This is a genomic window from Citrobacter sp. 172116965, assembly GCF_013458095.1.
Lineage (GTDB): Bacteria > Pseudomonadota > Gammaproteobacteria > Enterobacterales > Enterobacteriaceae > Citrobacter > Citrobacter braakii.
The window spans coordinates 3,576,378-3,599,660 of the sequence record NZ_CP046673.1; the positions used below are offsets into that span (position 1 = coordinate 3,576,378).

At 52.2% G+C, this 23,283-nt stretch carries 19 protein-coding genes, 7 tRNA genes and 1 other RNA gene; 16 read left to right on the forward strand and 11 right to left on the reverse strand.

What is annotated here, in order from left to right; translation table 11 throughout:
* Positions 1 to 15 precede the first annotated feature (15 nt).
* A complete protein-coding gene (locus GPJ68_RS17430) occupies positions 16 to 342 on the reverse strand; it encodes a PTS fructose transporter subunit IIB (RefSeq protein ID WP_003028254.1) in 327 nt (108 codons plus the stop codon).
* A 221-nt stretch (positions 343 to 563) separates the two neighbouring features.
* Positions 564 to 1,529 carry a glucokinase gene (glk, locus tag GPJ68_RS17435; RefSeq protein WP_104651189.1) on the reverse strand — a complete coding sequence of 322 codons (966 nt, stop codon included), beginning with the start codon at positions 1,527 to 1,529 and terminating at the stop codon, positions 564 to 566.
* A 204-nt stretch (positions 1,530 to 1,733) separates the two neighbouring features.
* Here glk and GPJ68_RS17440 point away from each other — a divergent pair, with 204 nt between their 5' ends.
* Entirely contained in the window at positions 1,734 to 2,969 is a 1,236-nt protein-coding gene (locus tag GPJ68_RS17440) for an ion channel protein (RefSeq protein WP_053389666.1), read from the forward strand.
* Here the strand turns inward: GPJ68_RS17440 and GPJ68_RS17445 are convergent, their stop codons facing one another.
* Positions 2,970 to 4,622, reverse strand: a complete 1,653-nt coding sequence (locus GPJ68_RS17445; protein ID WP_104651188.1) for an alpha-keto acid decarboxylase family protein — start codon at positions 4,620 to 4,622, stop codon at positions 2,970 to 2,972.
* A gap of 182 nt (positions 4,623 to 4,804) precedes the next feature.
* Here GPJ68_RS17445 and mgrA point away from each other — a divergent pair, with 182 nt between their 5' ends.
* The 5 genes from mgrA (at position 4,805) to GPJ68_RS17470 (ending at position 10,796) form a co-directional block, all read left to right on the forward strand.
* Positions 4,805 to 5,803: an L-glyceraldehyde 3-phosphate reductase gene (gene mgrA / locus GPJ68_RS17450; RefSeq protein ID WP_104651187.1), complete on the forward strand. Its 999-nt coding sequence runs from the start codon at positions 4,805 to 4,807 to the stop codon at positions 5,801 to 5,803.
* Between the two features lie 128 nt (positions 5,804 to 5,931).
* Positions 5,932 to 6,261, forward strand: coding sequence for a DUF2502 domain-containing protein YpeC (gene ypeC / locus GPJ68_RS17455; RefSeq protein WP_104651186.1), 330 nt, complete (start codon positions 5,932 to 5,934; stop codon positions 6,259 to 6,261).
* Positions 6,262 to 6,663: 402 nt separating this feature from the next.
* Positions 6,664 to 8,223 carry a PTS transporter subunit EIIC gene (locus GPJ68_RS17460; RefSeq protein WP_016153907.1) on the forward strand — a complete coding sequence of 520 codons (1,560 nt, stop codon included), beginning with the start codon at positions 6,664 to 6,666 and terminating at the stop codon, positions 8,221 to 8,223.
* A gap of 16 nt (positions 8,224 to 8,239) precedes the next feature.
* Entirely contained in the window at positions 8,240 to 9,592 is a 1,353-nt protein-coding gene (locus GPJ68_RS17465) for an adenylosuccinate lyase family protein (RefSeq protein ID WP_049268933.1), read from the forward strand.
* Positions 9,585 to 10,796, forward strand: coding sequence for an N-acetylglucosamine-6-phosphate deacetylase (locus GPJ68_RS17470; RefSeq protein ID WP_103928437.1), 1,212 nt, complete (start codon positions 9,585 to 9,587; stop codon positions 10,794 to 10,796). Before GPJ68_RS17465 ends, GPJ68_RS17470 begins: the two co-directional genes overlap by 8 nt.
* On the opposite strand, the gene GPJ68_RS17475 is transcribed toward GPJ68_RS17470, so the two are convergent.
* Together GPJ68_RS17475 and GPJ68_RS17480 are read right to left on the reverse strand one after the other, a co-directional pair.
* Positions 10,789 to 12,336 (reverse strand): hypothetical protein, encoded by a 1,548-nt coding sequence (locus tag GPJ68_RS17475; RefSeq protein WP_180836892.1) that lies wholly within the window; start codon positions 12,334 to 12,336, stop codon positions 10,789 to 10,791. The two genes, GPJ68_RS17470 and GPJ68_RS17475, sit on opposite strands and share 8 nt — an antisense overlap.
* Before the next feature lie 83 nt (positions 12,337 to 12,419).
* Entirely contained in the window at positions 12,420 to 13,658 is a 1,239-nt protein-coding gene (locus tag GPJ68_RS17480) for an Nramp family divalent metal transporter (RefSeq protein WP_016153911.1), read from the reverse strand.
* A 344-nt stretch (positions 13,659 to 14,002) separates the two neighbouring features.
* On the opposite strand from GPJ68_RS17480, the gene nupC reads away from it, so the two are divergent.
* Positions 14,003 to 15,205: a nucleoside permease NupC gene (gene nupC / locus GPJ68_RS17485; protein WP_016157084.1), complete on the forward strand. Its 1,203-nt coding sequence runs from the start codon at positions 14,003 to 14,005 to the stop codon at positions 15,203 to 15,205.
* 153 nt (positions 15,206 to 15,358) lie between these two features.
* Here nupC and GPJ68_RS17490 read toward each other — a convergent pair.
* A tRNA-Ala gene (locus GPJ68_RS17490) sits at positions 15,359 to 15,434 on the reverse strand.
* A 42-nt stretch (positions 15,435 to 15,476) separates the two neighbouring features.
* Positions 15,477 to 15,552: transfer RNA gene (locus GPJ68_RS17495), tRNA-Ala, on the reverse strand.
* Positions 15,553 to 15,773: 221 nt separating this feature from the next.
* Here GPJ68_RS17495 and GPJ68_RS17500 point away from each other — a divergent pair.
* A complete protein-coding gene (locus tag GPJ68_RS17500; RefSeq protein ID WP_016153913.1) occupies positions 15,774 to 16,136 on the forward strand; it encodes a YfeC-like transcriptional regulator in 363 nt (120 codons plus the stop codon).
* 1 nt (position 16,137) lies between these two features.
* A complete protein-coding gene (locus tag GPJ68_RS17505) occupies positions 16,138 to 16,530 on the forward strand; it encodes a YfeC-like transcriptional regulator (RefSeq protein ID WP_016153914.1) in 393 nt (130 codons plus the stop codon).
* 55 nt (positions 16,531 to 16,585) lie between these two features.
* On the opposite strand, the gene gltX is transcribed toward GPJ68_RS17505, so the two are convergent.
* Positions 16,586 to 18,001, reverse strand: coding sequence for a glutamate--tRNA ligase (gene gltX, locus GPJ68_RS17510; RefSeq protein WP_005130009.1), 1,416 nt, complete (start codon positions 17,999 to 18,001; stop codon positions 16,586 to 16,588).
* Positions 18,002 to 18,259: 258 nt separating this feature from the next.
* Here gltX and GPJ68_RS17515 point away from each other — a divergent pair.
* From GPJ68_RS17515 to GPJ68_RS17540, 6 genes are all read left to right on the forward strand, one after another.
* Positions 18,260 to 18,335, forward strand: a tRNA-Val gene (locus GPJ68_RS17515).
* Positions 18,336 to 18,381: 46 nt separating this feature from the next.
* Positions 18,382 to 18,457: transfer RNA gene (locus GPJ68_RS17520), tRNA-Val, on the forward strand.
* Positions 18,458 to 18,503: 46 nt separating this feature from the next.
* Positions 18,504 to 18,579 (forward strand) — tRNA-Val (locus tag GPJ68_RS17525).
* Between the two features lie 46 nt (positions 18,580 to 18,625).
* Positions 18,626 to 18,701, forward strand: a tRNA-Val gene (locus GPJ68_RS17530).
* Positions 18,702 to 18,705: 4 nt separating this feature from the next.
* A tRNA-Lys gene (locus tag GPJ68_RS17535) sits at positions 18,706 to 18,781 on the forward strand.
* A 29-nt stretch (positions 18,782 to 18,810) separates the two neighbouring features.
* Positions 18,811 to 18,935: non-coding RNA, RtT sRNA (locus GPJ68_RS17540), on the forward strand.
* Between the two features lie 80 nt (positions 18,936 to 19,015).
* On the opposite strand, the gene GPJ68_RS17545 is transcribed toward GPJ68_RS17540, so the two are convergent.
* Complete coding sequence (locus tag GPJ68_RS17545; protein ID WP_104651184.1) at positions 19,016 to 19,942, reverse strand: LysR family transcriptional regulator; 927 nt, start codon at positions 19,940 to 19,942, stop codon at positions 19,016 to 19,018.
* Positions 19,943 to 20,031: 89 nt separating this feature from the next.
* On the opposite strand from GPJ68_RS17545, the gene GPJ68_RS17550 reads away from it, so the two are divergent.
* Entirely contained in the window at positions 20,032 to 21,030 is a 999-nt protein-coding gene (locus GPJ68_RS17550) for a bile acid:sodium symporter family protein (RefSeq protein WP_016153920.1), read from the forward strand.
* On the opposite strand, the gene GPJ68_RS17555 is transcribed toward GPJ68_RS17550, so the two are convergent.
* Together GPJ68_RS17555 and ligA are read right to left on the reverse strand one after the other, a co-directional pair.
* Positions 21,027 to 21,245, reverse strand: coding sequence for a DUF3820 family protein (locus GPJ68_RS17555; RefSeq protein ID WP_016153921.1), 219 nt, complete (start codon positions 21,243 to 21,245; stop codon positions 21,027 to 21,029). The genes GPJ68_RS17550 and GPJ68_RS17555 overlap by 4 nt on opposite strands.
* 1 nt (position 21,246) lies before the next feature.
* Positions 21,247 to 23,262 (reverse strand): NAD-dependent DNA ligase LigA, encoded by a 2,016-nt coding sequence (gene ligA / locus GPJ68_RS17560; protein ID WP_104651182.1) that lies wholly within the window; start codon positions 23,260 to 23,262, stop codon positions 21,247 to 21,249.
* Positions 23,263 to 23,283 lie beyond the last annotated feature (21 nt).

Sequence of the window (23,283 nt, forward strand, 5' to 3'; positions counted from 1 at the left end):
ATTCCCTGTCGATGATTATTGTTGTTCAGCGGCAACCATCTCTTCGATCTCTTTGATGATGCCGGCTGCATTTTTTATCGCGTCCTGTAACGTAATTTCGTAGACGTCACGCGACTCAAAACGCTCGTTATCTTCCGGAGTAACGGCAACAGAATGGATGATCAACGTTGCCTCTGCGATATCCTGCGCCGTCAGGCGATTTTGAATTCCGTCCGCACCCTGGGTTTCAATTTTCACTTCATAACCCGCTTCAACCGCGGCTTCTTCCAGCGCCTGAGCCGCCATAAAAGTATGGGCCAGCCCCATTGGGCACGCGCAAACGGCAATCAGTTTTTTGCTCATAATCATTTCCTCGTAATAGTTAACGAGTGAAATTATGGTCTGGGGAAAGTAACGACCGTTATCAGACAAATAATGCTTTTACTGGACAAATAATCCCGCCATTCGGAAATGTGACGAAGGTCGAAAAGGCGGGCGGCAGGCATAAAAAAACCGCGTAATAAACGCGGTTTTGCGGGATATATGTAAGCCGGATAAGCGCTGTGCACCGTCCGGCGTTGGTCTTACAAAATATGGCCCAGCGTCTGGCGCAGATGCGCACCGGAACCAAGCAGGCCCGGGTTATCATGCACGATCAGATATACCGGAATATCCTGTACGTAGGCTTTAAAACGCCCCTTATCTTCAAAACCACCACGGAAACCCGAAGCTTTAAAGAAGTCGAGGAAGCGCGGTACGATGCCGCCAGCGATGTACACACCGCCAAACGTGCCCAGCGTTAACGCCAGATCGCCGCCAAAACGCCCCATGATGACGCAGAACAGCGACAGCGCGCGACGACAGTCGATACAGGAATCAGCCAGCGCACGCCCGGTGATATCCTTCGGCTGCAGATTTTCCGGCAGGCGCCCGTCTGATTTGACGATCGCGCGATACAGATTAACCAGCCCCGGACCTGACAGTACGCGCTCTGCGGAAACGTGACCAATTTCCGCACGCAGGACCTCAAGGATAATCCCTTCTTCTTCGCTGTTAGGCGCAAAATCCACGTGACCGCCTTCACCAGGCAAGCTCACCCAGCGTTTATCTACATGCACCAAATGCGCCACGCCGAGTCCGGTACCTGCGCCATAGACAGCAATCGGTTTGCCTTCAACAGGTTCCGCACCGCCAAACTGGATCAAATGCTCTTTCTTCAGCATCGGGATCGCCATCGACACGGCGGTGAAATCATTGATGATTTCCAGATGGCTGAAGCCCAGATTTTTTTTCATCTCAGCAATAGAGAATGCCCAGGTATGGTTGGTCATTGCCACCCAGTCACCGGTAATCGGACAGGCAATGGCAATACAACCATCCTCGACGCTGACGCTATGCTCATCCAGGTATACGCGTACTACCGCCTCGAGGCTTGGGTAATCCAGCCCGGAATAGGTTTTTGCCTGCGAAATCTCGCCGCTGGAAATGTCGCACAGAGCAAGACGCGCGTTGGTGCCGCCAACATCACCTACTAAAGCATATTTTGTCATTCTTCCACTGCTCCGCTAAAGTCAGAATAAATCTTTGCCACACTGTAAATTCATGGGGGCATAACAACAACGCCCTGAAGGCTGATGCCCGTGGAAAATCGATCCAGATCACATAATTACTTTATCGTTTCAGCACCATTTGCAGCGATGCGGTTGCGCAGGCTATGCAAACTATGTCTATGACTCTGTTTTAAGGAATAGAATATGCTTCATCCACGAGCCAGAACGATGCTCTTGCTATCAACTCCTGCGCTAATTATTGGTATTGCCTCCAGCCTGGTGTTGATCGTTGTGATGAAAGTGGCGTCCGTTTTACAGCAATTTTTGTGGGAACGCCTGCCCGTTAGCATCGGTATTGCCCAGGACTCTCCGCTGTGGATTATCGGCATGCTGACGCTCACGGGGATCATGGTCGGGTTAGTTATTCGCTACAGCCAGGGTCACGCGGGACCGGATCCTGCCTGTGAGCCGTTAATTGGAATGCCGGTCCCCACCTCAGCAATTCCGGGCTTGCTGGCAGCGCTCATCCTCGGCCTGGCGGGTGGCGTCAGTTTGGGTCCGGAACACCCGATCATGACCGTGAATATCGCACTGGCTGTGGCGCTCGGCAGCCGCATGTTTCCCCGCATTGCTAAGCTGGACTGGACCATCCTCGCCTCTGCCGGCACAATCGGCGCGCTATTTGGCACCCCCGTTGCCGCCGCGCTGGTCTTTTCACAAACGCTGAATAGCTCGGACAATGTTCCTTTGTGGGATCGCCTGTTTGCACCGTTAATGGCCGCCGCCGCGGGCTCGCTGACCACCAGTCTGTTTTTTCACCCCCATTTTTCACTGCCCATCGCGCACTACACGCAGATGCACGTGATCGATATCCTCAGCGGTGCGGTCGTTGCCGCCATCGCCATTGCCGCCGGGATGGTGGCTGTCTGGTGTCTGCCGCGTTTACACCATTTAATGCATCGATTGAAACACCCGGTCCTGATTCTTGGGGCTGGCGGCTTAATCCTCGGCATTTTAGGCGTTATCGGCGGACCGCTTACCTTGTTTAAAGGACTGGACGAAATGCAGCAAATGGCATTTAGCCAGACGCTGGGAGCATCGGATTATTTCATGCTCGCCGTGATCAAATTGGCGGCATTAGTGGTTGCAGCTGCGAGTGGTTTTCGCGGCGGGCGAATTTTCCCGGCAGTATTCGTTGGGGTCGCGCTTGGCCTGATGCTGCACGCCCACGTTGAAGCGGTGCCAGCGGCCATTACCGTCTCCTGCGCGATTCTTGGACTGGTGCTGGTCGTCACCCGTGACGCCTGGCTGAGCCTGTTTATGGCAGCAGTGGTGGTGCCAGATTCCACCCTGCTGCCGCTGCTGTGCATCGTCATGCTGCCCGCCTGGCTGCTGCTGGCGGGCAAACCGATGATGATCGCCGAGCGTACCGATAAGTAGTTAGCCTCCGTTACGCGTTTCCAGCGCACGGGTCACCGTGCGCAATAGCTCAGGAAGATCGGCTTTCGGTAGTACCACCTCAATTAACGACAATCGTTGCGGATGGGACAAACTGGCCAGCACTTCTTCCAGTTGTACCGCCTGCTCCACACGCCAGCACTCCGCCTGACATTCACGACGAAACGCCTGCGGCACCTGCGTCCAGTTCCAGGCGGCGATATCGTTATAGCGCTGATTTGCCCCATGTATAGCCCGCTCCACGGTATAGCCGTCATTATTTAGCAGCAAAATAACGGGAGATTGCCCGTCTCTTAGCATAGAGCCCAGTTCCTGAATGGTGAGCTGCGCCGCACCATCGCCAATAATCAGGATCACCCGGCGGTCCGGGCAGGCGGTTTGCGCGCCAAATGCAGCCGGGAGCGCGTAGCCGATAGACCCCCACAGCGGCTGAACCAGCACCTCCGCTCCACCGGGTAGCGTGAGCGCAGCCGCGCCAAATGCAGCGGTCCCCTGGTCGACGAGGATAATGTCATTGGGTGCCAGATACTGCTGCACCGTATACCAGAAATTTTCCTGCGTCAGAGGTCCCTTCTCAACCTGAATACGTCTAACTGGCGGGCGTTCTGGCGGCAGTGAAAAGGACATCTCCAGACACAGCTCCCGCAAGGTGGTTACCGCCTGCTCCATCGGAACGTTAAACCAACGGTTTCCAATCCGTGAGGCATGTGGCTGCACCTCAATCGTGCGCTCCTGTGGTAACTGTTGCGTAAACCCGGCGGTCAAAGTGTCAACAAATTGTGTGCCAACACATACTATCGTGTCGGCATCTTCTATCGCCTGACGTACATAGTCGCTGCTGGCTCCAGCGCTGTAGGTGCCGACAAACGCCGGATGACGCTCATCGAATAGCCCTTTGCCCATCAACAACGTGGTGTGGGCCATCGGCGTTTCCGCCATCCAGCGTTGCAATACCGGCTGCAGGCCAAAGCGTTGCGCGAGAACGTCTGCCAGAAGCGCTACGCGCGGGCTGTCCAGTAACCGCTCGCGGGCATGGTAGCGAAACGCTTCTGCCACGCTGCTTTCCGGCTCGCTCAGAGGAACAATCAGGATGTCATTCGGCGGCGTGGTCCGCTGTTTTGCCACATCAGCAGGTAACATCAGATAGCCCGGTCTGCGTTCGATGAGCATTGTTCGCAGCACGCGGTCAATTTCATAACAGGCGTTTTGTTCATCCAGCACTGCGCTGGCCGTCGTCACCGCCTGCTGCATACGATAAAAATGCTGAAAATCACCGTCCCCAAGGGTGTGATGCATCAACTCCCCGCGACGTTGAGCACCGCGACAGGGCGCGCCAACAATATGCAAAACAGGAACATATTCCGCATAGCTTCCCGCGATACCGTTAATCGCGCTTAACTCACCCACGCCAAACGTGGTGAGCAGCGCCCCCACCCCGGATACCCGGGCATAGCCATCCGCAGCATAAGCCGCATTCAACTCGTTCGCACACCCGACCCAACGTACGCTGGGATGTTCAATCACGTGATCAAGAAACTGCAAATTATAATCGCCAGGCACACCAAAGAGATGGCCAACACCACAGCCTGCCAGCCTGTCCAGCAGATAATCAGCAACGGAATACGGGGTTTGCATGACAGCTTTCCTTCTGACGGTAACCTCATGTTGAGTATCGAAGAACTGTGATGACTGTCCAGGAAAGTCGCTGTGAAGGGGGTGGAAAGCAAGATGTACAGTTTTCATCCCTAAATTTAATTGCAGCTGGCCTTGTGTAAACGTATACACTCAAAGTCACACCTTATCTGACAGGAGGCTATATGGCTTATCAGGCTGCTGAAAATCGTTATCAGACAATGGAGTACCGCCGCAGCGGTCAGAGCGGCCTCAAGCTCCCGATTGTATCACTGGGGTTGTGGCACAATTTTGGTGATACCACCCAGGTCGAGAACAGTCGGGCGCTGTTACAGCGTGCATTCGATCTGGGGATCACCCATTTTGATCTGGCGAATAACTATGGTCCACCGCCGGGTTCAGCGGAGCGAAATTTTGGTCGCATCCTGCAGGAAGATTTTTTACCGTGGCGAGATGAGCTGATCATCTCCACCAAAGCGGGTTACACCATGTGGGAAGGCCCTTACGGGGACTGGGGTTCACGCAAATACCTGATTGCCAGCCTCGATCAAAGCCTGAAGCGTCTGGGGCTGGAGTATGTCGATATCTTCTACCACCATCGCCCCGACCCTGAAACACCGCTCAGAGAAACCATGCGCGCGCTGGATCATATCGTCCGTCAGGGCAAAGCGCTGTACGTAGGCCTCTCTAACTATCCGGCTGAACTTGCCAGACAAGCGATTGAAATACTCGACGATTTAGGTACGCCATGCCTTATTCATCAGCCCAAATATTCTATGTTTGAGCGTTGGGTCGAAGAGAGCCTGCTGTCGCTTTTACAGGAAAAAGGCGTCGGTAGTATCGCCTTCTCACCGCTGGCTGGCGGGCAGTTAACCGACCGCTATCTGAACGGTATTCCGGCGGATTCTCGCGCCGCAAGCACCAGCCGTTTTCTGAATCCGGACCAGATCACCCCACAAAAACTGGAAAAAGTTCGAGCGCTGAACGCACTGGCAGAGCGACGGGGACAAAAGCTGTCTCAGATGGCGCTCGCGTGGGTTCTTCGGGAAGACAAAGTTACGTCTGTACTGATTGGCGCCAGTAAACCGGCGCAAATTGAAGATGCCGTCGGCATGCTGGCAAACCGTCACTTTACGCCTGAAGAGTGCGCGGAGATTGATGCCATTCTGAGTCGGTTGAAATAAAGACACATTTATTAACAAAAAGTGCTCTCACTTGCGATTTAAGAGTTGTGGCGATGAAACGGGGCTTTACTGCCCCGTAATATTACGTTAACAGGCCGGCTACGGCTCGATCGTGAAGGAGAGAAAACATGTTCAGGTCACTGATTCTGGCGGCAGTCTTATTGGCTTTTACACCGCTGGCCGCGAACGCTGGCGAAATCACCCTGCTGCCATCAATAAAATTGCAAATTGGCGATCGCGATAATTACGGTAACTACTGGGATGGCGGCCGCTGGCGCGACCGGGATTACTGGCACCATAACTATGAGTGGCGCAAAAATCGCTGGTGGCGTCATGACAACGGCTACCATCGTGGCTGGGATAAACGCAAAGCTTATGAACGCGGCTACCGAGAAGGCTGGAATGACCGTGACGACCATCGCGGTCGTGGGCGCGGCGGTCACGGGCATCGTCATTAAGAAAAGGAACCTGTGGTAACAGAGAATTTTTAACAATGGCAAAGGGTTCCGTTCACCGTATGTTCATTGTTTCTCTGAACCCCTCATTCCCATAACGGGCAAGGGAGGCTCACCGTCTCCCTTGCCACCCAGGCTTCCGGCAGGAAAAATCGTCACTTCGTGATCCATTCGCCTTATGTCGTCTTCCTTCGGATCGCTTCAGTACGCTGACTTTCAGTTCAATCCGTTTCGCTTTAATAAAAAATACCTTTGCAGCTAATCAATCCTTAAGTGACCAGCATTAACCTGCAGGCTGCTTTTTTATGGTCAAATCCTGCGCTTTTTATTTTTCACTATTTGCCCTTGAGCAAAAATCTCCTGAACGTATCTTATCCTCAAGAGAATTCACGTCAGGATTAACTTATGAATGCTAATTTTAAGAATGAAATTCAGACATTCGGTCGATCGCTATTATTACCGATCGCCGTACTGGCGCCTGTGGGGATGGTCATGGGAATTAGCGCTGCGTTAGGGCAGAGCTATATGATTGATAAACTCCCCTTTCTGGGCAATGAAATTTTCAGAGCAATTCTCTCTTCTCTGGGATTAATCAGCAGCGTCGTTTTTAATAATATTCCTTTACTGTTCGCGATGGGTGTCGCCTACGGTATGTCTAAAAAAGAAAAAGGGATTGCTGTATTTGCGTCCGTCGTGGCTTACCTGACTCTGCTTATCGCCATGCATGTGCATCTTAAGCTGGCAGGTACGCTGGCGAAAGAGGATATGGCTTTCGTCGGACAGGGAATGGTATTAGGTATTCAGACGCTGAAAATCGAAGCGCTGGGCGGCATTATTGCCGGGCTGCTGGCAGCTAAAATAACCGACCGTTTTTACCGGCTGCAATTACCTCTCGCTTTCGCCTTTTTCAGCGGTAAAAAATCCGTCGCGATCTTAGCCATTGCTTTTTCCATTCCCGTCGGCTTGATCATTCCTTTTATCTGGGATCTGTTTACCGCAGGTATGCGCGCCATATCAACAATAATGATGGCACCTAACATTGGTGCAGGTATCTATATGACGCTCAATCGCCTGCTGATCCCGTTTGGCCTGCACCACGTCCTCAGTTCCACCGTGCGTTTCACCGCGGCAGGCGGTACGTACCTGATTGACGGGCAGACCTATGTCGGTATTTTGCCCGCTATCAATAAAATCCTGTTTGAGCTTGGTCCCACCCATCCGGCCTGGAAAGAGTATATGCCGACGCTCACCAGCTATCTTGCCTCATCACAAATGCTCACGACGCTGTTCCGCGTTCCGGCGATTGGTCTGGCGATGTACCACATGGCCTATTTCAAGAATAAGAAATTTGCCAAAGGGATGATCCTGACCGTGGTGCTGACCGCCATGCTGGGGAATATTACCGAACCGCTGGAGTTCTCCTTCCTGTTTATCGCGCCAAAACTCTTTATTGTCTATGCGGTACTTTGTGGCTTATTGACCATTCCACTGCAATTACTGGAAGTCTCCATCGGCTATATTCGCGGCACCATTTTTGATTTTGGTATTTTCGGTTTGATGTATGAACACACCCAATGGATTAATTTAATTATCCTCGGCGTGATTAACTTTGTTGTCTTCTATTTCGTCTTCCGCTTCGCGATCGGTAAATTTGATATTAAGACCCCAGGCCGAGAGAGTGAAATCGCTGACAGCACCTTACTGAACAATAAAGAGTACGACAAAGTCGCCGAACTGGTGATTCAGGGGCTGGGCGGGACAGACAATATCAAACGCGTTGAAAACTGCGTTTCACGGTTACGTATTGATTTAAAAGATCAGAAAAAAATGGACATGGCCATTCTTAAAGAATCTGGCTCGCTGGGAACCTTTATCCCCTCCAGCAACCATGTTCATGTGGTATTCGGCCCACACGTAGAATTTGTCCGTAACGCGGTAGACGACCGCCTCGTCGGTGCGAAATAAATTCAAGGAGATAGTAATGCGTGCACTGTATGATTCAAAAAGCAAAACGATCGACGATCGAGGAATGAAATCTCTGCTCGCACAGCCAGCGCGGGTACAGTCATGGCTCGATGTTGAAGCCGCCCTGGCTCAGGCACAGGCCGGACACGGCATGATCCCCGCCAGCGCCGCAGTCAATATTACCGCTAACTGCCACGTGGATAAGATTGACCTGACGGAAATGGAACGCCTGCTGCGCGAGATTGGTCACGGCTTCGTTCCGGTCATCAAAGTGCTGGTCAAAGCCTGTGACAGTGAAAGCGGAAAATACGTGCATTACGGCGTCACCACGCAGAATATTCAGCAAACCGCACAGCTTTATCTGGCAAAGCAGTTCGATACCGTCATGCAGGGTTTTGTGGACGATATTCTGCGTAACCTGGCAAAGATGGCATCTGACCATAAAGCAACGATTATGGCCGGACGTACCCACGGTAAGCACGCGCTGCCCATCACCTGGGGCTATAAAGCCGCCGTGTGGATTGATGAGTTACTGAGCGCCCAGCAGCGCATGCGGGAAGCGGAAAAACGCGTCTTTACCGTGATGATGGGGGGAGCAGTGGGCGCCTTCCACGCAACCGGTGAAACCGGCCGCCGGGTTCAGGATAGCGTTGCCCAAAAGCTGGGAATGCATTCAATGGCGATTCCCTCCCGCAACTCGCGCATTTACCGCACTGAATACATCAGTAATTTGTGCCTGCTGGCGACGACGTTACACAAAATAGCCGAAGAGGTTTATCAGACCTCAAGCGAAGAGTTTGCCGAAGTTTCAGAAGCCTTCACTAAAGGCACCGTTGGCAGCAGCACCATGCCGCAAAAAGTGAATCCTAAACTGGCGAAGGGGATCATCGCCAACGCGCAGAAATTGTACTCAGTATTGACCTCCTGCCTGTATGTCAGCCCACGTCCCTTCGAAGCAGACAGCTCCGCTTACTTTATCTTTGACGGTAATATTCAGGAGAGTATGGAGCTAATGGCTGAGATTGTGATGCGAGCCGAAGAGTTGACGCGAACGCTGGTCATCAATCCTGGACGTATGCGTCAGAATGTGCAGTTAACGCATGGTCTTATTAATAGCGAAAAAATCATGATGCAGCTGGTGGAAAGGCTGGGCAAAGATGCCGCACATGAACGCGTCTACCAACTGGCAATGCGCAGCACGCATGAAGGCATCCCCTACGCTGATGTGCTGCGTGATGACCCTCTTATTCGCCAGCACTTTAGCGACTCAGAAATTAATACGCTGCTGGACCCTGCTCACTACATCGGCCTTTGCGCAGAAATCGCCGAGGAAACGGCCGCTCGCGTATGGGAGAAAGACAATGGCTGATCCCCTGCTTTCTCTGGCAAGTGAACGCATTGTCACCCCGAATGGAATCGAAAGCGGCTATCTGCATATTGAAAGCGGACGTATTTCTGGCCTCGACAGTACGCCACGCGGAAAAATCGTCGATTATCGCCATGCCATGCTGATGCCCGGTTTTGTGGATATTCACGTTCACGGCTGGGGGAGAGGGTCGTTTGCCTGGAGAGGTGAACGCCGTTCTTTGCAGGCGATGAGCCGGGATCTGGTTAACGCCGGGGTTACCGCGTGGCTTGCAACATCAGCCACCCAGCCGGAAACGTTCTTGCTGGAGAGTCTTTCCACCGCCGCGGACTGGATTGCAGACGCAAAAGCGGAAGATGGTGCCGAAGCGGTGGGTATTCATATGGAAGGCCCCTTTATTAACCCTGCATACAGCGGAATGCAGAGCAAGGACGCGATTCAACCACCCGGTATCGAAGGATTCAAACGCTATCAGCACGCCGCGAGGGGAAATATCCGTCTGATGACGCTCGCACCTGAACTGCCGGGCGCCCTGGCGCTAATCCGCTATTTACGCCAGTCAGGCGTCACCGTGTCAGCCGGTCATACCGACGCCACCTTTGATGAAACCACCCTCGCCATTGAAGCCGGTTTAACCCACTTTACCCATGCCTTTAGCGCCATGCGCGGGCTGCATCACCGGGAGCCTGGCGTGGTGGGGGCGCTGATGTACCATCAGAATACGTATGCCGAGGTGGCAAAGCAGAGCGGGATTACGTTGCGACCAGAAGTGTTCGACATTCTCTATCGGTTGAAAAAAGATCGCCGGTTGGTCATGGTCAGCGATTGTCTGGGATATGTGGATTTTCCCGAAGGATCTGAATTCCACCATTACCTGCGCCAGGAGACGTTTCGCATTCACAATCATTGTCTTGAAATCACCGACCTCAGCGGAAAGACCCGAACGGTTTCACCCACGGAGTGGTCCGAAGTGTGCAAACTGGAGATGAGCTTTCTTGACTCCGTGAAAAATGTGGTCGACAGGCTGGAAAAAGGCTGGGTTTCAGCCGCGCAGATTGCCTGCCTTAATCCGGCAATCCTGGCGGGTGTTGACGCGAGAAAAGGCAGCCTGACGTCAGGAAAAGATGCCGATATTCTCGTGTTGGGTGCAGAGTTAAACCTGGAAGCCGTCTGGTGTCGCGGCGTTTCGCAACCTCTGGCTAAATAAAAATATCACTGTAATGCGTATCAAGAAAAATTTTTAACGTCTCCTGGCTCATTCCCTGAACCTGCTGAATAAAGTCCTCAGCAGGTATTTTTTTGCGCGCGGAGGGAAGTCCATTTTCGCGTAATAACAGGAGATCGTCCTGCGTGAGCCAGAAATTCACTTTGACATAATCCAGCCCTGCGTAGCGGAGATGACTCGATATCTTGTTTGTAAAGGTAATCAGCAGGTCGAATTCGAGCTGCTGAAGCCGCGCAATCTCATTGATGTTGATGCAGGCGGGGATTTCAATATGGAAGCGGGAGAAAAGCATCTCTTTAAAATAGCCGACCTTACTCTCTGACGAGTTCGTCACAATAATGACCCGCTTTTTCTTATCGCCAACAACCCGATTTTTGAGCGCATACTTTTTGATAATCAGCACCAGGGTTGCCAGATGAATAGCAGAAAAGGTCGTTTGCCAGTGATGTTCAATCTCTTTCACCGCATACTTGACATGTTCCCATAGCTCAGGATAGCGTCGCTGGACATCATGGAGCTTTTTATCATCGAACCAGAGATGAAATTTATTCTGGATGATGGCGGCATAGATAAAATTATAAATCTCTGCAAACCAGGCGTGCTGATTGTGAATGGTGTTCTCCAGACATCCGGCTAAAGCGTGACAGGTGCGCTTAACGTAAGAGACCAGCCGGGCGTCGTATAATGTGAAGGGGCGATGAGTAAACGTCAGTGAAGCAATCAGCAGATCCAGACAGATATTTTCATCCGCATCAGGCAATACGCCATAAGGAAAGGTTGTCAAAAACTCAGCCGCCGAACTCTCCGTAATTCTGTGTCCCCTGCGGATACGGTGCAGGGCAAGGCTAAGATAGACCAGTAAGTATTTTCTGCCGTTATATCCCAGGGCGATGACCGGACTGATTTTATCTTCGTAATAGTCTGCCGCCTGGTTTATCTCTGCAGCACACTCATGAAGAAACTGTTCGGCAATTGAACGGCCTGTCGGCTCATTGGCCTGGTGGGCGATAAGTCGGTGATCCTCACCAATTTCGACCGTTTTTAATATCGTCATGCACGCCGCCAGCCGCAGCTGGAACTCATCCCCCGCAAGCCGGGAGCCCTTACGCGGGATACTTTGCACAATCAGATCGCGTTCCTGCACCAGGCTCATCATGACGGGATTATCATTTTTTACCGTTCCCGCACTGACATAAAATTTTTTGTAATAATCATTTTTATTCACCACATCGTGCAAACAGAGCGCCACAAAGAGATCCTTCACCCTCTCTTCTGCCGTAGTGATATAGCGATTAAACTGGACGCGCGCTAAAAACTGTCGGTATTCGCTGTAGCCAATCCGGGTGGTAATAAACTGATTATCCTGATGTAGCTGGACATTTTCTGGCAGAAGTTCATTGAGCTCTTTCATTGTCCGTTTTAGCGTGGAGAGCGTTTTACCGAAACGCTCGACGGCCTCTTCAACGGGGAGCGGACTGTTGTCCTGGAGATATTTCAGGAAAGAGAGATCAAAGTGATTCATGAACGCCTGCCAGTTAATTATGCAGGGCACATCATAGAGGAAAAGCTCAATTAAAACCGTGACCCGTCGCGAGTCACGGTTGATTATAGCCCCATCGCCGTACCTGCCAGTAGCCAGAGATTGAGCGCCACGACCAGTATCACAATGACCCAGCCAATCTGTTTAACGCAACGACGATTGACCAGATCCCCCATCAGCTTACTGTCGCTGGTGAAGATCAGCAGCGGCACCAGCGCCAGCGCGATACCAAAACTGAGCAACACCTGACTCATCACCAGAATACGGGTCGGATCCAATCCCATCAGAATTACAATAAATGATGGCATCATGGTGACGGTACGGCGTACCCATAGCGGAATGTGAAAACGGATAAACCCTTGCATCACCACCTGCCCCGCCAGCGTACCGACCACGGTAGAAGAGAGTCCCGCAGCCACCAGGCTTAAACCAAACACCGTCGCTGCAGCGTGACTCAACAACGGTTCAAGGGTCAGATACGCCTGATCGAGATCGGCAATACCGGTATGCCCGCTAAAATGAAATGCAGCGGCAGCCGTCGCCATCATCGCCAGATTGACAAATCCGGCAATCGTCATGGCGATAGCCACATCCCATTTAGTGGCCGCATAGCGCTGTTGGCGTGTTCCGCCGTGCAAATGCTGAGTTAAGGAAGAGTGCAGATAAATGACGTGCGGCATAATAGTCGCACCGAGCACCCCAGCGGCCAGGAACACCGCTTCGGAATTAGGCAGGCTTGGGATCACCATTCCCTTACTAAGCTGCGCGAAGTTCGGTTGGGAAAAAACCAGCTCCACAATGTAAGCCGCGGCCACAAACAGCAGCAGGCCGCCAATCACCTTTTCCAGCGGTTTTTGACCGCGACGCTGCAGCATCAGAATTAAGAACGTCGCGATACCGGTGAGTACGGCCCCTTGCAATAAGGAAACGCCGAGGATCAGTTTGAAGCCAATCGCAGCACCAATAAATTCAGCAAGGTCTGTTGCCATAGCGATAATTTCTGCCTGCACCCAGTAGAACCACACCACCGGGCGAGGATAATGATCGCGAATTTGCTCCGCCAGGTTTTTACCCGTAGCAATGCCGAGTTTTGCCGACAGCACCTGAATCAGCATCGCCATCAGGTTTGCCCAGACCACCACCCACAGCAATTGATAACCAAAGCTGGCCCCTGCCTGGATATTGGTGGCGAAGTTACCCGGATCGATATAGCCGATCGCCGCGATGAACGCAGGTCCCATTAATGCGAGCTTCAACTTGCGCGCTGCCCGCCCACTGCTACTCTCAACGCGATCGTTAGTCATTTTAGTGCCTCAGAAACATAGCCTTTGCTATGTTTCAAGCTACGCCTACTGAGAATGATTATCAAATTCATTTTAATGGGTGACGTTGATTTCTCTGATAGCGTTTGTCTATGGATCGATAAGGATTCTGGAAATACCGGCGAGATGTTTAATTATTGTTATGAGAATAGCACAATGACATAACTTTTCACTTCCATACTAAACATAACGGAAGTGTATCACCGATCACTAATTTTGAATCTCGTCACAGGTCCTTATTATAGTGTGTGTTTGATCTCGTTTTCTTTATGGTTGTTACATAGAATGTGCACGAAAACTAAACCTGCCTCATATTTGGAGCAAATATGGACCGCGTTCTTCATTTTGTCCTGGCCCTTGCCGTGGTTGCGGTACTCGCACTGCTGGTAAGCAGTGACCGTAAAAAAATCCGCATTCGTTATGTTGTTCAATTGCTTGTTATCGAAGTGTTACTGGCATGGTTCTTCCTGAACTCTGATGTCGGTCTGGGCTTCGTGAGAGGCTTCTCCGAGATGTTTGAGAAACTGCTCGGGTTTGCTAATGAAGGGACAAACTTTGTCTTTGGTAGCATGAACGATAAAGGCCTGGCATTCTTCTTCCTGAAAGTGCTTTGCCCGATCGTCTTCATCTCCGCCCTGATCGGTATTTTGCAGCATATCCGCGTACTGCCGGTAATCATCCGCGCGATTGGTTTCCTGTTATCCAAAGTAAACGGTATGGGCAAACTGGAATCCTTCAACGCCGTCAGCTCTCTGATCCTGGGTCAGTCTGAGAACTTTATCGCCTATAAAGATATTCTCGGCAAAATGTCTCGCAACCGTATGTACACCATGGCAGCAACGGCGATGTCGACCGTTTCCATGTCTATCGTCGGCGCGTACATGACCATGCTTGAGCCGAAATACGTGGTTGCGGCGCTGGTTCTGAACATGTTCAGCACCTTTATCGTGCTGTCGCTGATCAACCCTTACCGCGTTGATGCCAGCGAAGAAAATATCCAGATGTCTAACCTGCACGAAGGCCAGAGTTTCTTCGAAATGCTGGGTGAATACATTCTGGCTGGTTTCAAAGTGGCAATTATCGTTGCGGCGATGCTGATTGGTTTCATCGCACTGATCGCTGCCCTGAACGCCCTGTTCGCCACCGTGACCGGTTGGTTTGGCTACAGCATCTCCTTCCAGGGCATCCTGGGTTACATCTTCTACCCGGTTGCATGGGTAATGGGTGTGCCGTCCAGCGAAGCGCTGCAGGTGGGCAGTATCATGGCGACTAAACTGGTTTCCAACGAGTTCGTTGCGATGATGGATCTGCAGAAAATCGCCGCTACGCTCTCCCCGCGCGCAGAAGGCATCCTGTCCGTGTTCCTGGTTTCCTTCGCTAACTTCTCTTCCATCGGTATTATCGCCGGTGCGATTAAAGGCCTGAACGAAGAGCAAGGTAACGTGGTTTCTCGCTTTGGTCTGAAGCTGGTGTACGGCTCTACGCTGGTGAGCGTACTGTCTGCATCTATCGCCGCACTGGTGCTGTAAGCGTAAGACAACATCGCAGTGATAAGACCGGGGAGATTCATATTCTCCCCGGTTTTTTTATGCCTGCGATTCAGCAAACCAAAGAGATAAAGAGTAAGAACTGGCAGGATGCAGAAACAAAAAACCCCCGCTTTTCAGCGAGGGTTTAAATTTTGGTGGAGCTAAGCGGGATCGAACCGCTGACCTCTTGCATGCCATGCAAGCGCTCTCCCAGCTGAGCTATAGCCCCACGATGCTTTTACGTACGTACCAAATTCATTGGGATTAAATTTGGTGGAGCTAAGCGGGATCGAACCGCTGACCTCTTGCATGCCATGCAAGCGCTCTCCCAGCTGAGCTATAGCCCCATTACGTAAAGCTTGTCGAGTTGACGGGCGGCATCATATGAATTCCCTTCGCGTGTGTCAACGGCAAAATTAACTCATAGAATTCAATCGCTGAAAAAGCAGTCAAATGAAGAACATTGCGTAACAACTCGCATTCAGTAGTTAAACGCGTCACGGTTTCTACTAAAATGGTGCTATAAAATGAACCACTAATTAACCCCACGACTATTCAGGGAATCGTTATGTTCAAGGAACGGATGACGCCAGAAGAACTTGCTAATCTGACCGGATACAGCCGACAGACCATCAATAAATGGGTGCGCAAAGAAGGTTGGGCGACATCACCAAAACCAGGCGTTCAGGGCGGTAAAGCCCGGCTGGTTCACGTCACCGAACAAGTTCGTGAATACATTCGCAGCGCTGAGCGTTCAGCCGAAGGTTTATCAGATAACTTATCGTTATCCGGCGATACCTCTGTTGAAGCACTGCTGATTAGGCTCGCCAAAGAAATGACGCCGACAGAACAGAAAATGTTTACCTCACTGATCCTGCGTGAAGGCATTACGGGTTTATTACAGCGTTTAGGGATCCGCGAAAACAAATAATATGAAAAAATTACGCAGCAAAATGACGACCGAAGAGCTGGCGGAATGTCTCGGGGTTGCCAAACAAACCGTCAATCGTTGGATCAGAGAACAAAACTGGACTACCGAAAAGTTTCCCGGCGTTAAAGGTGGTCGTGCAAGACTGATTCATATTGACTCCAGCGTCCGCGCGTTTCTGCTCAATATTCCCGCTTTTCGCAAAGTCCCTGAAGTTTATCAGGCTGAAGAACCGCTGGCAGAATACACCCATGTAGTACGCAGCCACGCTTGTCGCCAGATAATTAGCGCACTGGACAACATGTCCCCAACGGAACAAGAAAAGCTGGCGATGTATATTTCGCGCGAAGGTATTCGCACTTTTCTTACTCGTTTGGGTATTGATGAGTCTGAATAACAGGCAAAAAAACGGCAGGATACGCTCCTGCCGTTCTTTCATCGGTCAATCAGTCTTATTGCTGGCTTTCTCGCTCAGCAATAAACGCCAGCGCTTTATTAATACGCTCAATGCTGCGGGATTTACCAATCGCATGCACCGTAACGTCTAACGCCGGGGACTGACCCGCGCCGGTAACGGCTACGCGCAGCGGCATCCCGACTTTACCCATGCCAACTTCCAGTTCATCAGCCGTTGCCTGAATCGCATGGTGCACATTTTCTGCCGTCCACTCGCTAATCGCAGCCAGCTTGTCGCGAACCACTTCCAGCGGCTGACGCGCAACCGGGCGCAGGTGTTTCTTCGCTGCATCAGCGTCGAACTCGGCAAAGTCTTCGTAGAAATAGCGGCAGCTCTGTGCCATCTCTTTCAGCGTTTTGCAGCGCTCACCGAGCAGTTTAACCAGCTCTGACAGCTGCGGGCCTACGCGGGTATCGATATTTTCCTGCTCAATGTGCCATTGCAGATGGGTTGCTACATATTCCGGCGCCAGCGCATTAATATAGTGATGGTTCAGCCACTGCAGTTTTTCAGTGTTAAACGCACTCGCAGACTTGCTCACCGCACCAAGGGAGAACAGTTTGATCATCTCTTCACGGGTGAAAATTTCCTGATCGCCACTGGACCAGCCCAGACGCACCAGATAGTTCAGCAGCGCTTCCGGCAGGTAACCGTCGTCGCGGTATTGCATAACGCTGACCGCACCGTGACGTTTGGAGAGTTTTTTACCATCGTCACCGTTGATCATTGATACGTGTGCGTAAACTGGCACCGGCGCATTCAGCGCTTTCAGGATATTGATCTGACGCGGAGTGTTGTTGATATGGTCTTCACCACGAATAACGTGGGTGATTTCCATATCCCAGTCGTCGACAACAACGCAGAAGTTGTAGGTCGGGGAACCGTCGGTACGGCGAATGATCAAATCATCCAGCTCCTGGTTGCTGAATTCGATCGGCCCACGGATCTGGTCGTCAAAAATAACGGAACCGTCCTGCGGGTTGGCAAAACGTACCACGCAAGGTTCATCAGCGGCATGATGTTCGTGGCCGTGGCGGCAGCGGCCGTCGTAACGCGGCTTCTCACCGTTCGCCATCTGCTCTTCGCGCAGCGCGTCCAGACGCTCTTTAGAGCAGTAGCATTTATATGCGGTGCCTGCTTCCAGCATTTCATCAATCACCGCGTTGTAGCGATCAAAACGTTTGGTCTGGAAGTACGGGCCTTCATCCCATTCCAGATTCAGCCAGTTCATGCCATCCATAATGGCTTCAATAGCTTCCGGAGTGGAGCGTTCGAGATCGGTGTCTTCAATACGCAGCACAAACTCACCGCCATGGTTGCGTGCAAAAAGCCAGGAATAAAGAGCAGTACGCGCACCGCCGACGTGCAGGTAGCCTGTCGGGCTTGGCGCGAAGCGAGTTTTGATTTTCATGAAATGGCCTTACGTTTATAAAGATGCCGACAACCGGCAAATCCAGGGAAGATTATCAGGCTCGTATTCTATCACCGTGGTCTGATTCCTCAATGTTGTTCAGGTTGGAACATTACGCTTTGCCATTTTCGTATACAAATCATGCCGCACGGACTGTTTTGCGATCGTTTTGTTTAAATTTACGACGAACGAACAATTTCTTTAGAAAATGCGTTGACTCATTTTCAACTCTCCCTATAATGCGACTCCACACAGCGGGGGTGATTAGCTCAGCTGGGAGAGCACCTCCCTTACAAGGAGGGGGTCGGCGGTTCGAACCCGTCATCACCCACCAACTACTTTATGTAGTCTCCGCCGTGTAAAACAAGAAATTGAGAAGTGGGTGATTAGCTCAGCTGGGAGAGCACCTCCCTTACAAGGAGGGGGTCGGCGGTTCGAACCCGTCATCACCCACCAACTACTTTATGTAGTCTCCGCCGTGTAAAACAAGAAATTGAGAAGTGGGTGATTAGCTCAGCTGGGAGAGCACCTCCCTTACAAGGAGGGGGTCGGCGGTTCGATCCCGTCATCACCCACCACTTTCTCGCCAGCTGGATTTCTTGTTAAAATGTGAAGTACCGAAGTGGGTGATTAGCTCAGCTGGGAGAGCACCTCCCTTACAAGGAGGGGGTCGGCGGTTCGATCCCGTCATCACCCACCACTTCGGGTCGTTAGCTCAGTTGGTAGAGCAGTTGACTTTTAATCAATTGGTCGCAGGTTCGAATCCTGCACGACCCACCAATGTAAAAAGGCGCCCTAAAGGCGCCTTTTTGCTATCTGCAATTTATAAGATTCGAACCTGCAGCAGGTCGAGTCGAACGCAGTGAGACAACGGAGCCGTTTACGGCGACGGCCCGAAGGGCGAGCGAAGCGAGTCATCCTGCACGACCTACCAATGTAAAAAGGCGCCCTAAAGGCGCCTTTTTGCTATGCAGAGAAGAACCATTTCCCCTCTGATAACCATCAGCGTGAGCGTTATAACTGATACAACGGATCGCGGGCGCGGGCTGCGGTTAATTCACTGGCCTGCATACGCACCACATCCCACAGCGCCTGAGCAGCGGTTGATAAAGAGCAGTTTTTACGTCGGGCCAGCATCAGTTGCCGTTCAACAACCGGCGTCAGGCGCTTAACCTGCAAGTGACTGCCCTGCGGTAAGGGGAGCGCCAGCGCGGGCAGCACGCTGATGCCAATCCCCGCCTCAACCATCGGAAACAGCGTGGCGGGATGGCCAATCTCCTGAACGATATTGGCATCAATGGAAAAATGGGCCAGCGCAGCGTCGATCAGCGGTCGACTACCGGAAGCATAATCCTGTAGCACCAGGCGTTCGTGATACAAATCCTGCCAGTTCACCCACTCTCGTCGGGCTAACGGATGATCCTGGCGACACAGCAGCAGGAACGGTTCGGACAGCACGGCTTCACACTGCAAATCGGTGACTGCGCCGGGATCAATCACAATGCCAAAATCCACTTCTCCCTGGCGAATACTCTCCAGCACCCACTGCTGTGGCCGGTCGTGCAGCACAAAATCGATAGCCGGATAAAGCTGATTACTCTGGGCAATACACTGCGGAATAAGATGAGCAGAGATCGTCTGGCTGGCGGCAACCCGCACCGTGCCGGTTAACTGCGTTCCTACCTGTCCGGCTTCGCGCAGCGTGCTGTGCAATTCATCCAGAATACGTTCCAGCCGCGCCGCCAACTGGTGTCCGGCCTCCGTCAGTACCACTTCCCGCGTCGTTCTGTCTAATAACCGCACACCCGTCTGCCCTTCCAGCTCTTTTACACTATGGCTGACCGCCGACTGGCTTAAGCCGATGATATCCCCCGCCCGGCTAAAGCTTTTGGCTTGAGCGACGGTGACAAAGATACGCAACTGACGCAGAGAGTAATTCATCTATTCGATTCATATATGGATGCAATAAATCAATTTTATTTCTCAAACGGAAAAAAGCAAAATGTTACTACCGAATTTCAGGAGTCTTTATGAAACTTTTTCGTATTCTTGATCCGTTCACGATAACGCTGATTACCGTTGTTTTGCTGGCGTCCTTTTTCCCGGCCGAAGGTGGTTTTGTGCCTTTCTTTGAAGGCTTAACCACCGCCGCCATTGCCCTACTGTTTTTTATGCACGGAGCGAAACTCTCGCGTGAAGCCATTATTGCCGGTGGTAGCCACTGGCGTTTGCATCTGTGGGTGATGTGCAGCACGTTTGTTGTCTTCCCGGTTCTCGGCGTTCTGTTCGCCTGGTGGGCGCCGGTCAACGTTGACCCGATGCTGTACACCGGTTTCCTGTACCTGTGTATTTTGCCTGCCACTGTGCAGTCGGCCATCGCTTTTACGTCGCTGGCGGGCGGTAACGTTGCCGCCGCCGTTTGTTCTGCTTCGGCCTCCAGCCTGCTGGGTATTTTTCTCTCGCCGCTGCTGGTAGGGCTGGTGATGAATATGCACGGCGCAGAAGGCAGCCTGGAGCAGGTGGGAAAAATCATGTTGCAGCTGCTGCTGCCGTTCGTGCTGGGTCACCTTTCACGTCCGTGGATTGGAAACTGGGTTTCTCGACATAAAAAATGGATCGCGAAAACGGATCAATCCTCTATTTTGCTGGTGGTGTACTCCGCCTTCAGTGAAGCCGTCGTTAACGGGATCTGGCACAAAGTGGGGGTGGGTTCACTGCTGTTTATCGTGGTGGTCAGCATCATACTGCTGGCAATCGTGATTGGCATAAATGTCTTTGTTGCGCGCAAATGCGGCTTTAACAAAGCTGATGAAATCACCATTGTGTTCTGCGGTTCGAAAAAGAGCCTGGCGAACGGGATCCCAATGGCAAATATTTTGTTCCCAACTTCGGTGATTGGGATGATGGTGCTGCCGTTGATGATCTTCCATCAAATACAGCTAATGGTGTGCGCCGTGCTGGCGCGTCGCTACAAGCAACAGACGGACGCATTGCAGGCGCAACAGAAAAGCCGCGCCGCGAAGGCTTAAAGAGGACGTTTCAGGGGCTGCACCAGTTGCGTCAGCCCCTCAGTTTTAATCAGCAGCGTGATTTGCATCAGCTCGCCAAGCTTGCCCGGCGGGAATTCATCCTTACGGGCAAACCACAGCAGATACTCTTCCGGGACATCAATCAACCGACGCCCTTTATATTTGCCAAAGGGCATCACAGTATTGGCGATGTCAACCAGCTGCTCTTTTTCCATCTCAGGCACCCAATAAGCGGATCATTTCAGCTTCATCGATCACGGCAATACCCAGTTCCTGTGCTTTTGCCAGTTTCGAACCCGCCGCTTCACCGGCAATCACCAGATCGGTTTTCTTCGACACGCTACCGGCCACTTTTGCACCTAACTCGGTCAGTCTCGCTTTGGCGTCATCGCGCGACATCAGGCTCAGGCTCCCGGTCAGCACCACCGTTTTACCTGCGAAGGGGCTGTCGATTTCTTCAGCGTTAATGACCACCGGCGCTGGCCAGTGGATCCCCTGCGCCAACAGTTGAACAATTACCTCGCGGTTGCTCTCTTCGGCGAAGAAATTAAACACGTGCGTCGCCACCACAATGCCGACATCCGGCACTTTTTGCAGCTCTTCAATGGAAGCGGCTTCCAGCGCGTCGAGCGTGCCAAAATACGCCGCCAGACCAGCAGCCGTGGCTTCGCCGACTTCACGAATGCCTAGCGCATAGAGGAAACGGGCAAACGTGGTTTCTTTCGCTTTTTCCAGCGCGTTGACCACGTTTTGCGCCGACTTCGGCCCCATACGATCAAGCCCCGTCAGTTTACCGGCGGTCAGGGTGAAAAGATCCGCCGGCGTGTGGACATACTCTTTCTCAACCAGTTGATCGATAATTTTGTCGCCCATACCGTCAACGTCGAGCGCGCGGCGGGAAACAAAGTGTTTCAGCGATTCCTTACGCTGTGCTCCACAGATTAAACCGCCGGTGCAGCGAGTGACCGCTTCGCCTTCCACACGTTCAACATCAGAGTTACAAACCGGACAATGCGCTGGAAACACAATTTCGCGGGTATCGTCCGGGCGTTCAGAAAGCACGACGTTCACCACCTGCGGGATGACATCGCCCGCACGGCGAATGACGACTTTATCGCCAATACGCAACCCCAGACGCTCGATTTCATCAGCGTTATGCAGCGTTGCGTTACTGACCAGCACCCCGGCAACCTGGACCGGCTCAAGGCGGGCGACGGGCGTAATCGCCCCGGTACGTCCAACCTGAAACTCAACATCGCGTACGAAAGTCATCTGCTCCTGCGCCGGGAACTTAAAGGCCACAGCCCAGCGCGGCGCGCGGGCAACAAAGCCCAGTTGCTCCTGCAACGCCATAGAGTTGACTTTGATCACCACGCCATCGATATCAAATCCCAGCGTTGGTCGGTCTTCTTCAACCTTGTGATAGTAAGCAAGTACTTCCTCCGGGGAGTCGCAAAGCGCCACTCTGTCGCTTACCGGCAGGCCCCACTCTTTAAATTGCAGCAGGCGGCCCAGATGGGTATCTGGCAGCGTGCCGCCTTCCAACACACCAACGCCATAGCAGAAGAAAGTAAGCGGTCGCTTCGCTGTGATACGCGGATCGAGCTGGCGCAATGAACCGGCCGCTGCGTTACGCGGGTTTGCAAACACTTTGTTGCCAGTGCGGCGGGCCTCTTCGTTAATTTTTTCAAATCCGGCCTGCGGCAGGAACACTTCACCGCGCACTTCCAGACGTGAAGGGATGTTTTCGCCACGCAGTTTTAACGGGATTGCGCGAATGGTGCGCACGTTAGAGGTAATATCCTCACCCGTGGTGCCATCACCACGCGTTGCAGCGCTGACCAGCACACCGTTTTCATACAGGATACTCACCGCCAGGCCGTCCAGTTTCAGTTCACAGCACCAGGTCAGTTTATCGGTACTCTTTAGCCTGTCCTGCACGCGCTTGTTGAAAGCGAGAAAACTCTCTTCATCAAACACGTTATCCAGCGACAGCATCGGCACTTCATGACGAATCTGGCTGAACGCGGTTAACGGCGCGGCGCCAACGCGTTGGGTTGGCGAGTCGGGGGTAACAAGGTCCGGATGCTGCGCTTCCAGCTCGCGCAATTCGCGCATCAGGCGATCGTATTCCGCATCGGGAATTTCCGGCGCGTCCATCACATGGTAGAGATACTCATGATGGCGAAGCGTGGTTCGCAGTTCTGTCAGTTGTTGTTCGATTGATTCCATATCGCACCATCAATGATAAAA